Origin of the sequence: Lysinibacillus sp. FJAT-14745, assembly GCF_001275675.1 — a bacterium.
In the GTDB taxonomy this organism is placed as follows: Bacteria; Bacillota; Bacilli; order Bacillales_A; family Planococcaceae; genus Lysinibacillus.
The window spans coordinates 376,296-387,555 of sequence record NZ_LITM01000006.1 but is presented as its reverse complement, the minus strand read 5'-3'; the positions used below and the strand labels follow the sequence as shown (position 1 = coordinate 387,555).

10 protein-coding genes and 1 riboswitch are annotated in these 11,260 nt (G+C 37.0%); of the genes, 6 read left to right on the top strand and 4 right to left on the bottom strand.

Annotation, left to right across the window (positions count from 1 at the left end; translation table 11 throughout):
* Positions 1–473 precede the first annotated feature (473 nt).
* Positions 474–1,907, bottom strand: a complete 1,434-nt coding sequence (gene dacB / locus AMS59_RS11845; protein ID WP_053483946.1) for a D-alanyl-D-alanine carboxypeptidase/D-alanyl-D-alanine-endopeptidase — start codon at positions 1,905–1,907, stop codon at positions 474–476.
* Positions 1,908–2,081: 174 nt separating this feature from the next.
* Between dacB and AMS59_RS11840 the strand changes: the two genes are divergently transcribed.
* Complete coding sequence (locus AMS59_RS11840) at positions 2,082–2,453, top strand: hypothetical protein (RefSeq protein ID WP_053483945.1); 372 nt, start codon at positions 2,082–2,084, stop codon at positions 2,451–2,453.
* Positions 2,454–2,512: 59 nt separating this feature from the next.
* Here the strand turns inward: AMS59_RS11840 and AMS59_RS11835 are convergent, their stop codons facing one another.
* Complete coding sequence (locus AMS59_RS11835) at positions 2,513–4,246, bottom strand: ABC transporter ATP-binding protein (RefSeq protein ID WP_053483944.1); 1,734 nt, start codon at positions 4,244–4,246, stop codon at positions 2,513–2,515.
* Complete coding sequence (locus AMS59_RS11830; protein WP_053483943.1) at positions 4,243–5,985, bottom strand: ABC transporter ATP-binding protein; 1,743 nt, start codon at positions 5,983–5,985, stop codon at positions 4,243–4,245. Before AMS59_RS11830 ends, AMS59_RS11835 begins: the two co-directional genes overlap by 4 nt.
* 564 nt (positions 5,986–6,549) lie before the next feature.
* On the opposite strand from AMS59_RS11830, the gene AMS59_RS11825 reads away from it, so the two are divergent.
* The 5 genes from AMS59_RS11825 to AMS59_RS11805 all read left to right on the top strand — a co-directional run bounded on the left by AMS59_RS11825 (position 6,550) and on the right by AMS59_RS11805 (position 10,557).
* On the top strand, positions 6,550–6,975 hold the full coding sequence (locus tag AMS59_RS11825; protein WP_053483942.1) for a VOC family protein: 426 nt from the start codon (positions 6,550–6,552) through the stop codon (positions 6,973–6,975).
* Between the two features lie 788 nt (positions 6,976–7,763).
* Complete coding sequence (gene crcB, locus AMS59_RS11820) at positions 7,764–8,126, top strand: fluoride efflux transporter CrcB (RefSeq protein WP_053483941.1); 363 nt, start codon at positions 7,764–7,766, stop codon at positions 8,124–8,126.
* On the top strand, positions 8,123–8,452 hold the full coding sequence (gene crcB, locus AMS59_RS11815; protein WP_053483940.1) for a fluoride efflux transporter CrcB: 330 nt from the start codon (positions 8,123–8,125) through the stop codon (positions 8,450–8,452). Before crcB (AMS59_RS11820) ends, crcB (AMS59_RS11815) begins: the two co-directional genes overlap by 4 nt.
* Before the next feature lie 29 nt (positions 8,453–8,481).
* A complete protein-coding gene (locus AMS59_RS11810) occupies positions 8,482–8,829 on the top strand; it encodes a hypothetical protein (protein WP_053483939.1) in 348 nt (115 codons plus the stop codon).
* A 231-nt stretch (positions 8,830–9,060) separates the two neighbouring features.
* Positions 9,061–9,167: riboswitch (SAM riboswitch) on the top strand.
* A gap of 109 nt (positions 9,168–9,276) precedes the next feature.
* Positions 9,277–10,557 carry a Na+/H+ antiporter NhaC family protein gene (locus AMS59_RS11805; RefSeq protein ID WP_053483938.1) on the top strand — a complete coding sequence of 427 codons (1,281 nt, stop codon included), beginning with the start codon at positions 9,277–9,279 and terminating at the stop codon, positions 10,555–10,557.
* 180 nt (positions 10,558–10,737) lie between these two features.
* On the opposite strand, the gene AMS59_RS26985 is transcribed toward AMS59_RS11805, so the two are convergent.
* Entirely contained in the window at positions 10,738–10,896 is a 159-nt protein-coding gene (locus AMS59_RS26985) for a DUF3951 domain-containing protein (RefSeq protein WP_156304631.1), read from the bottom strand.
* Positions 10,897–11,260: the final 364 nt, after the last annotated feature.

Here is an 11,260-nt window from a genome sequence, read left to right as displayed (position 1 = left end):
GATGCCCATCTTTTCCTCCGTTTACGTTTGGAAACAGGTCATTGATTTTGTCATCCCCGGATTTTGGTGATGAGCCCGAAATTCTAGAAAAGAAACCTCGCAAAATTAATAAATGACATAAGTAAAAGGCTCAACAGCGTTATATAGTACCCTGAGCCTTTTGCTAATGTCATTTTAGATTAATCATTATAAAGTTTAAAGTTATATTGATCGAAATATCGTTGAATACTCATCGCTGTATATTGGATAATTTCCACCATCAATACTTGCTGAAATTTACGAATCCCCCCACGTTATAGTGATGAGCAAAAAAGCTGAACTAATCGTTTATATTAGTTCAGCTTACTATTAGACTTTTATAGTGTTTCACAATGTATTGCTTTTTTGCCCATGCTTGTACACCTGGTGCATGAGCAAGCGGAATAATAATTTACTTTAACATTAAACCAATTGAACTAAATTGTTCAATTTCCTTACATTTCATTAGCAATCTGTTTGACAATTTCATCAATAGTTGGGATAGCTGAAGTTTTATTGGCCTGTGTCAAAATACTAAAGATATACCACTTGCCACTTTTTCCTTTTACATAACCACTTAAAGCATATGTTCCAGAAATATAGCCTGTTTTAGCAGATACACTATAGCCCTTCATCCGATTTTCTAAAGTCGCACCAACAAGGCTGCCCTTTCCACCTGCTAACGGTAATGCATTTAAATATGAGTTATACCAGGATTTACTTCGAACTTTATATAATAATAGACTTTCTTGCATACTATTAACTCGATTTTGATGACTTAAACCTGAACCATCTTCAAAATACCACTGATCCATAGTAAGCCCAATATCATTACCGTATGTTCGAATGGCTTGGATGCCAGCCGGCCAGCTTCCTTCCCCGAGTAGCTCTCGCCCTAGTTGTTTTGTCAACATGTCTCCCATGCCATTAAGGCTTAACTTTAAATATTTAAAGTTAATATCAGTTAATGGCTTTGAATACGAAATACCTACTTGCTGTGCATTTCCAGGTACTTTCCCAGTCTCAAGAGGCATTGATTGGATACCTTTTGCTACTAATTTTTCACGGAATACATCGAGTGTATACTGAGTTGGATTAAAAACAGTTACATATGTATTTTTCTGTGAACCTACTGGTAAGTTACCAGTGACAATGATTCGATCTGTACCATATTCTCTTGTAATTTTTACAGTACTTTTCTCGCCCTTTTTAACAACTTTTGTTTTATTAACAACGGGAATTGTACTTGCAAACGGAGCAAGCTGAACATTAGCCGTAGTGCCAACCTTTGAACCTGTCACTTTCACTTGCACAGTAGAAATATCATATTGATCATTTGGCGAAATCGTTAACGCTGAAATACGTGAAGCATAAGGTTGATCCTCTTCTTGAGGTACAATTCCCTTCGGTAAACGATCTGCATCAAACCAAGTATCATCCCCGATTAAGGAACCCGTAATTTTCGAGATACCCATTTTTTTCAATCCATTGGCGAATGATTCTAAATGACTAGGTAAAAGCGTTGGATCTCCCCCGCCCTGTAAATAGATATTACCGTAAAGTACACCATCTTCAATTGATCCATCGACATATGTCTTCGTAGCAAAGCGATAATCAGGTCCTAATAAATCCAATGCAGCTGCACTAACTAAAAGCTTATGTGTAGAAGCAGGGCGTATCATTTTGTCACCATTATTATTGTAAAGCACATTCCCTGTATCTATATCTCGTACGGTAATGCTGTACTCGTTGTTCTTCCAATTTTTCGCAATAACGCTATTCACTTTTGTTGTCATCGTTTGCTCACTAGCACCTGCCTTCTCACCAAAGATGATGGTCGAGTAACAGACCATTAAAATCATTAATAAAAAAATAACTTTCTTTTTCATAAATCCTCCAGTTGGCAAATTTCTACTTTTTATGATTTTATTCTACGGAAAAAATTAGCATTTTACAATAAAACACTTTTTTATGTTACAAAGATTAATGTGTCATCTTTTTAATTCGACAGGAATAAACTGTAATAGCTAGCTAAATCATTTCGGGAAAGGAGTTGTTTATAAATGGGTGCTAAATGGATAAAGATTTCAGTCTTATATTTAGTGATTGTTTTGGCCTTTGGACTGTTTATGCATTATACAATTCAGCTCGAATGGAAGGCGACACATGCACACATCGGTGTGATGGGTTGGCTAACAACTGGTTTTATCGGTTTAATTTATTCCATATATAAAGATGCAGCCGAGACAGGACTGGCCAAAGCACAATTTTGGTTTTACAATATCGGATTGCCGTTCCTCTTAGTCGGTATGATGATGGTTTATATGGATGTACCACGCTGGTTATTTGAGCTCTTTGTATCTGGTGGTGGTATCGCAGTGGCAATTTCAGTGCTGTTCTTTGTTGTCAATGTCTTTAAAAATGTAAAATCTTAAATAGAAAGCCCCACTTTTTTCATAAAGTGGGGCTTCATTTATACCATTTTCCATATAAATTATTGCAATGAATTCGCCTGCATTTGATACATTTTTTCGTAAATGCCGCCCTGTGCTAATAGCTCATCATGTGTGCCACGCTCAACAATCTTACCTCGATCTAAGACAAGAATACGATCTGCATTTTTAATAGTAGAAAGTCGGTGAGCGATAATGAATGTTGTACGTCCTTTTTTCAGCACATCCATCGCATGCTGAATAATCTCCTCTGTTTCCGTATCTATATTAGAAGTAGCCTCATCTAAAATTAAAATAGCAGGGTCAAAGGCAAGCGCACGCGCAAAGGAAATTAACTGGCGCTGTCCAGACGACAATGTGCTCCCCTTCTCAATAACAGGCTCATCATAGCCATTTGGCAAGTTCGCTAAAACACGTTCCCCACCAACAGCCTTTAATGAAGTTTCTATTTTTTCACGTGAAATTGTAGGATTATTCAGGCTGACGTTTGAAGCAATAGTACCTGTAAATAAGTATGGATCCTGTAGAACAATACCCATATGTTCACGCATTGTTTGACGAGGAACCGAAGTGATATCAATTCCATCAATCGTTATTTTCCCTTTAGATGGGTCATAGAAACGGAACAATAAGTTCATAATAGAACTTTTCCCAGATCCTGTATGGCCTACTAAAGCAATTGTTTCACCTTGGTGTGCTTCAAATGAAAGGTTTTTCAATACGTACTCATCATTTTTATAAGCAAAGGAAACATCTTCGAACACCACATTTCCTTTATAACGAGGTAAACTTTTTTCAGATACTGGTTCCCCGTTAATATCTAACACCTCAAAAACACGCTTTCCTGCAACAAGTGAGCGCTCAAGCTGAGAAAATTGATTGACGATATTCGTGATCGGATTAAATAATCTCGTTAAGTAATCGACAAAGGCATATAATGTCCCCGCAGAAATAACTTCCGTTGCTGTAAATGACTGTGTACCAAAGTAAAAAATAAAGATGGTAAACATAAGAAGTCTTAATGTATTAACAAGGTTGAAGGAAGTTGCAGAATCAAGGAAAAGCAGCTTACGTTCATATGCATAATGCTCATTATTCATGTCATCAAATTCCTTCGTCATTTGCTGCTCACGACGGAATGCTTGAATAATCGTCATCCCTTGAATCGATTCATTAATCATTGCGTTAATATCGGCAATTTTCGTTCTGATCACATCATTATATTTCGAAGCAACTTTACGGTATAAAATCATCCATAAATAAACGACTGGTACCATAGCCAATGCTAAGAATGCCATTTTCCAATTTAAAATGAAGAGTGCGATATACACACCCACAATAGAAATTAAACTCGTAACGAAGTTTGAAAGTACTTGAACATATAAATTACGAACAGCCTCGGTATCATTCGTTACACGGGCTACAATTTTCCCCGCTGGTAAATTATCAAAGTATTGAATTGGCAATGTTTGAATATGCTCAAATACATCTTTACGTAATTTTTGTACAACACGGTTGGCACCCATTTGTAAATAAATATACATAAAATAGCGTAAAACAGCTGTAGCTATTGCTAAAAGTAAATAGACAAGTAACAGCCAAGTAATTGGTTTTAATTCAATGCGACCAACTGTCATGTAATTATCAATAATATGCTTCGCAATAAATGGCCCAACAAGCTCCGTAAAGACGGCGATTGTTAAGAAAAACAGTCCAAGTAGTATCGGTTTTTTAAAATACATTGCATAGCGTGTTAAACGTTGACTCGTACTCATGAGGCACCTCCTTCTAGCTGCTGACGGTCAAATTGCTCTTTATACCATCCTTGTTGTGCAAGTAGCTGCTCATGTGTTCCCTGCTCTACAATTTGGCCTTCATCTAGCACGATAATTAAATCGGCGTGCTGAATTCCTGATAAACGATGCGTCGTAATAATCGTCGTTTTATCTTGTCGTTCTCGCTGTATATTTTCAATAATTCTTGCCTCTGTTTTGGCGTCTACAGCAGAAAGCGAGTCATCAAGCATTAAAATTTCAGGGTCTTTAATAAGCGCACGCGCAATTGAAACACGTTGCTTTTGACCACCTGATAGAGATACACCTTTTTCACCAACAAGTGTCTCAAGGCCCATTGGTAAATTGTTTAAATCCTTTTCAAAGTATGCTGCACGAACCGCCTGCTGCAATTCAGCCTGTGTAGCATCTTCTTTCCCAAATAAAATATTTTCACGAATAGTACGTGAGAATAGAACATGATCCTGTGGAACATAACCAATCCAGTCGAGTAGCTGTTCCTTCGTTTGTGCAGTAATATCGACTCCATCAATCGATAGCTGACCCTCGCCAATTGGATACTCACGTAATAATTGTCGCAAGAAGGTCGTTTTACCCGCACCTGTTTTACCCACAATCCCAAGTGTTTGCCCCTTTTTCAACGACAACGAAATTTCCTGGAGGTTTTTCACCTGACTCATCGGATATTGGAATGTTAAATCATCAAAGCCAATCGCATTTGGCGTCATAATCGTTTGTGGATTCACAATATTCCGAACATCCGCCTCATAGTTTAGCGTTTCCTGTACACGATCAAGAGAAGCGTTACCTTGCTGCATCACATTGATAAGTTCCCCAATTGCAAATATTGGCCAAACTGCTAGCCCCAAGTAAACATTGAACGTTACAAGCTGCCCAACTGTCATAGCATCAGCCGCTACTAGATGAGCACCATAGCCAAGCGCTACAACATAACTAATCCCAGTACCGACCTTGGTAATCGGTCCAAATAAGGCGTTAATTTTTGCGGTATGCATATTTTTTTCATACACAATCTCGCTCATCTCCGCAAAATTTGCTTCGTCCTTTTTTTCTTGTACGTATGCCCGTACAACTCGCACACCTGCTACCGACTCTAGAACACTATCATTCAGCTCTCCAAAAACATCTTGCGCCTTCATATAGCGTTCATGCACAATTTTCCCTAAATATTGAATAAGGATGGCCATGATCGGCACTGGCAGCATTGCAAAAAAAGTAAGCTTCCACGAAATCATAAAACCCATGGCAAAAATAATAAAGCCCATGTAGATTGTGGAATCAATCAGTGTCATAATCCCGAAGCCAGCCGTCAACGACACTGCGTTTAAATCATTCGTCGCACGGGCCATTAAATCTCCGGTACGATTTTTCTCATAAAACGTTGGTGTCATGCGTAAAAAATGCTGCATAAGGTTTCGACGTAAAATTTTCTCTAGGTTAATAGCCCCTTCAAATAATCTGAATTGCCACACAAAATTAAGGACATATCCCCCAATCATGATACACACGAAAATCAAAATATACTTCGTCAAAAGAGCTGATGTCATTTCTCCAGCAGTCAATATATCAATAATTGACCCTAGTAAATACGGTGGAACAACTTCTAAGCCACTTGCTATCATTAATAGCAAAACGGCTATAGTATATTGCTTCCAGTATTTCTTAAAAAACCAGCTTAATTTACTTAAAACATCAAACATACATTATAACCTTCTTTCTCTAGTGCTGTTAAAACTGTGCTACCCACTATCCATAAATTTCTTGATGAAAATCATTTTTTGTACTTTGTTTCGCATACACATGCACTCCCTTTTTTGTTATCACTACAACCCTTTTTTGCAACAAAAAAGACACATACCCCAAAAAAAGAGCATGTGTCTCTTCATAAAAGGTAAGGTGTAACCCATGCCTTTTATTGCAATGTAAAATAAAAATATTAGAAGACATGGACAATGTATGCAGTTGTGCTTTGATATGATACTGATAAAATTAACATCGTCATGTCCTCCTTTACTTAAGTTTGTTATAGTGTTCTTGAAGATTATCACACTTTAGAAATATTTGTCAACTAACTCACTGTTATTTTTTACGTTTTTCAGGAAATAATTAGCGCTTTAAAGCAGTGAATTGCTAAATTTAATATCCAGGAGTAAATCATTCGAGGAACATAAATTTAGCATTAAATACTATATTTTTTTATATTGACTTTAACGCGACGTAAACCTTTATGGTTAGTTTGAATGAACCTAAAGGAGGAAGCAAGCATGAATGAATTTTATCAAATGCCCTTATTCGTAAAGCTAAAAGTAAGAGATATTGAAAAGTCAAAGGAATGGTATATTAACGTACTAAATTTCACTTCAGTATTTGATTTTCAAGATGGTAACGAAACAACATCAATGACACATTTAAGAGGCGCAAAGTACCAAGATTTAATGTTAATAAAGGCTGCAGAAGTCAACGCCTCTGACTCAGTCATTATTAATTTATTCTCTAGTAATATTCATAGTATTTATCAAGCCGCACTGGAAAATAAAACGAATATTATTCAACAACCAACAATTCAACCATGGAATGCAAAAGAATTAACTTTAAAAGATCCAGATGGTTATATTTTTACAATAACGGAAAGTGTCGATGCCAATAAGGACTTTGATACTGTCATTGACAATGTTAAAGTTCAATTATAGGTTCCTCTATTTCAGTGGAAGTCCGGACACCCGCTGAAAAGTTCTGGAAGACCCTATCGAACAAACCTAGCTCGATAGGGTCTAAATCAATTTATCGGAATAATTCCAAGGTTTATCGCCCTAATTTTTAAATTTATCGCCTAACTTTTTTAATTTATCACCCACCTTTCCAATAAAATCAAAGAATAGCTAACCCCTGCTAGATTTCCATCCTCTTGACTGTCTCCTGTTTTCCATTAAGGGTGTGAAAATGCCGTCCATCTTTGCTCACTTCAACATTCATCGGTGCAAGTTGAATATAAGCGACACGAACGCAAACTGAAACATCGTTTACTGTTTTAAATTTTACAGTGTGTTTTTCAAGGCATCGGGTCTATTATAATAATAGTTATTATTTAGTAATTTATTATTTAGTAATTAATTATTTAGTAATTAATTATTAATTAGTATTGACGTTTTTTCCGTTAGCGGGTTTTCCGTCAACGGATTAACCGTTATCGGATTTTCAGTGTTTAAATACTAAAGAGTTCCTCGTTCAGAACTACTGAGATAATAATTATGCTCCTTGTTAGTTATATACATACTAAGAGATGATATAGGGACATTAACTACGAAGTATTTTGGCAAAAAGCTAGTCAACGGTATAAGATCGAACGAAAAAAAACATGTTATTGTCCATATGAGCTCTCTTTGATATATTTGCATCCATATAACTATAGAAATATATCTAAAATGGGTTTCTCATGATACACTTTTCAATATAGACATTTTAGTAAGGAGCCTTTACGTTGAAATCATTTTTAGCTGTTGGGATTGGCGGATTTTTGGGTGCCATTTGTCGATATAGCCTCGGTCTAGCACTTTCAAATAATGGTGGTTTTCCATTTGCAACACTTTGCATGAACTTAATTGGTTGCTTTTGTTTAGCATGGCTATTTACTACGTTTACAAAGCGTACGCCTATTATTTTAGGAGTTGGGACTGGCTTTTTCGGTGCCTTTACGACCTTTTCTACTTTTTCTTTAGAAACGCTATTACTTTTGCAGGATAGTAAGTGGTTACAAGCCGTTCTTTATATTTTAATGAGTGTTTTTGGCGGTTTAGCTTGTGCATGGCTAGGATTTAAGCTAGCAAAGGGGCGTATCGTATGATAGTTATTGGTATCGGTGGATTTTTGGGTGCATTAACGCGATTTTATCTAGGAAAATTGATTGTTCATACATACCCATGGGCAACATTTTTTATTAATATAACGGGTTCTTTTGCGCTTGGCTTTCTATTTGCATTACATCCAAGTGATTGGATTTGGCATTTTATAGGAATTGGTTTTTTAGGAGCTTATACGACTTTTTCAACATTTGGTTTTGAATGTTTGCAGCTCTTGGAGCAGAAAAAATGGAGACAAGCGATTGTTTATATAGGCACTACAGTTTTATTCGGTTTACTTTTCGCGGCACTTGGCTTTTTCCTTGTGTAGCAGATTTATGAGAAACTAGAGGTGATGTTTTGACACTGCCAACAATTGAACAATTAGAAGCGCTCGAAGCTGAAATTGAACAAACACTTTATACTTTAATCGACCTAGAACTAGAAGAAAACTTTCCAGAAATGAATACCCGCTTTGCACAATTACTTGCAAAGGTACAGGCTGCACAGTTAATTGATTATAAACTTGATGTCCTCGTCGATCCTCAAGCATTTGCAACAGAAACATGTACTCTACTACAGAGTTTAGTAGAGGCAAAAGCTAGACCACATAAAAGGCAACGACTTCTAACACATCGTATGATTTTAAAAATATGGCTACGTAAAAATCAACGCTTTATGACGGAATTTTTACCACAAATGTTTTAGGCGCCCCTCGATGTCTCAAGGGCGCCTCCTTTTAAAAGTAGCCATTGTTTCAACACTTCTTTTATTTCAAAAAATCGCAGTTTCCTCCCCTCTGACCTCTGTTACTTGTTCAAATTTCCTCAATATTTTTTTCAGAATATAGCTTTGAAATAAAGTTTGATTAAAAATATGTTGCAAATATCGATTTTTTATTTTAATATTTATTATTGTGAAAAAAAATAATATATTTGCTTCTTATCAAGAGAGATGGAGGGACTGGCCCGATGATATCTCGGCAGCGGAACTTATGATTAAGTTACTGTGCCAAATCCAGCAGGCAAAGGCTTGATAGATAAGAGGAGTGTTTTATAGATATAAGGCCTCTTCTTGTCATAACAAGAAGAGGCTTTTTTTCGTAAAGAAGAATGGACAACAGACGTGTCCAATTTTATTTGTTGGGGGTAAACAATGAAAAAAGAGAATCCATGGGCGCTCATCCCATTTGTTGTTTTTTTGATTTTATTTATTGGTTCAGGGGTTATTACAGGTGATTTTTATGCCTTTCCTGTCATTGTAGCCATTGCCATTTCAGGCGCTGTGGCTCTGGCGATGAATCGAAAAGAATCGTTTTCGCGAAAGGTTGATATTTTTTGCCAAGGCGCAGGAAATTTAAATGTCATGCTAATGGTTGTTATTTTCCTCTTGGCTGGGGCCTTTTCATCGGTGGCAAAAGGCATGGGGGCAGTGGACTCCACTGTTAACTTTGCTTTATCGGTCGTCCCGTCAAACTTGCTTGTCGTAGGCTTGTTCATCATTGCCTGCTTTATCTCCCTGTCAATGGGTACATCGGTAGGAACGATTGTTGCACTGGCGCCAATTGGAGTTGGGATAAGCGAGCATATCGAACTTTCCATGGCTTTAGTAATGGCAGCGATTGTTGGCGGATCGATGTTTGGCGATAATTTATCCTTTATTTCGGATACAACAATTACTGCCGTTCGTTCACAAGGCGCACAAATGAAAGATAAATTTAAGGTGAATTTTTGGATTGTGTTACCGGCAGCTATTGTAACGAGCATTATTTTAGGGGTTATTACAATGGGTGAAACGGCACAAGTGGAGCATTTAAGCTATAGCTGGGTAAAAATTGTTCCCTATGTTTTAGTTATTATTTTAGCGTTAGTTGGAATGAACGTTTTCCTAGTTCTGGCGTTTGGGATTGTTCTCGCCGGTGCTGTTGGCTTAGCGGATGGCAGCTATCATTTAATGAGCCTTTTCCAAAAGATTGGCGAAGGAATGGCCGGCATGTATGAAATGGCATTTCTTGCGATATTAATAGCTGGCATGGTGGAGGTTATTAAGTTTAACGGAGGAATTGACTTTCTGCTCCACCTTGCGACACGAAGAATTAAATCGAAAAAAGGTGCTGAATTTGGAATTGCTGGCCTAGTGGGCTTAACTAATTTATCTACGGCCAATAATACGATCGCTATTTTAATTGCTGGTCCGCTTGCAAAAAATATTGCTGAACAGTATGAGATTGAGCCGAGAAAGTCCGCAAGTATATTAGATATTTTCTCCTGTACGATCCAAGGCCTTCTGCCGTACGGAGCCCAATTCCTGGCAGCCGCAAGCGTAGCCGGAATATCACCTGTGAGCATGCTGCAATACTCTTTCTATCCAGTCCTTATAGGAATCTGTGGAATTATCGCTATCCTCATCGGATACCCGGCAAAAAAGGCAGCCTGAACTTTATCACTTAAAAAAATTGATTTTACATTAAAATAATCCAATTGTTTTGAAAAAAGATTAATCAAAACGATTGGATTTTTTTCAGTAAATACTAGTATTTACTAATATAAATGAAGCCGGCACCTGTTAAAATTACCGTACTTTTTGAGAATGGTACCACTCACCTCACTTAAATGTTCAATTGCCAGGTTTCCCTCCTCCATTCATGGCGTCATCATATGGTGTATAGCTCATAGTAGGTACTTTCTTTTTCACAAAAACGCGATATATGGTACGAACCAAAATGCTTGAAAAAATCAGACTTACAATAAGCGCTACGCTATTCCCAATATTCATTCCATCCTATCCTTTCTCACCGAGTAGTAAGTTATAGTTTTCCTACTTTGCAAATGTACTACCAATTAATGTAGGCAACTGTACTATTATATTGTCATTAAATATTGGACATGCCCAGATTGTAAATATAACGATCTAAAACACTTTTACTTGGAGGGGATAAATAATTCTACGCTCTTTAATTTTCACTGAACTGGGCGATTCCAATGCCTCGATTTAATTACATTATAAAAGAACAGGCGTGTTGATTATGAAAAAATAAGTTTATTATTGAGCGATAAAAGGACTTTTTCGTTACCGCTTTGCCAATATATTTCCATTTTAACTGATTGTAGCGTAGGGCTACTCGACTCCCGCGGGAAAG

What these genes read in the sequence shown, in the direction of transcription:
- AMS59_RS11840 (WP_053483945.1), top strand. Translation starts at nt 2,082, where the DNA reads ATGGGTGCTAAATGGATAAAGATTTCAGTCTTATATTTAGTGATTGTT.
- crcB (WP_053483940.1), top strand. Translation starts at nt 8,123, where the DNA reads ATGATAGTTATTGGTATCGGTGGATTTTTGGGTGCATTAACGCGATTT.
- AMS59_RS11830 (WP_053483943.1), bottom strand. Translation starts at nt 5,985, where the DNA reads ATGTTTGATGTTTTAAGTAAATTAAGCTGGTTTTTTAAGAAATACTGG.
- AMS59_RS11825 (WP_053483942.1), top strand. Translation starts at nt 6,550, where the DNA reads ATGAATGAATTTTATCAAATGCCCTTATTCGTAAAGCTAAAAGTAAGA.
- AMS59_RS11805 (WP_053483938.1), top strand. Translation starts at nt 9,277, where the DNA reads ATGAAAAAAGAGAATCCATGGGCGCTCATCCCATTTGTTGTTTTTTTG.
- dacB (WP_053483946.1), bottom strand. Translation starts at nt 1,907, where the DNA reads ATGAAAAAGAAAGTTATTTTTTTATTAATGATTTTAATGGTCTGTTAC.
- AMS59_RS26985 (WP_156304631.1), bottom strand. Translation starts at nt 10,896, where the DNA reads ATGAATATTGGGAATAGCGTAGCGCTTATTGTAAGTCTGATTTTTTCA.
- AMS59_RS11835 (WP_053483944.1), bottom strand. Translation starts at nt 4,246, where the DNA reads ATGAGTACGAGTCAACGTTTAACACGCTATGCAATGTATTTTAAAAAA.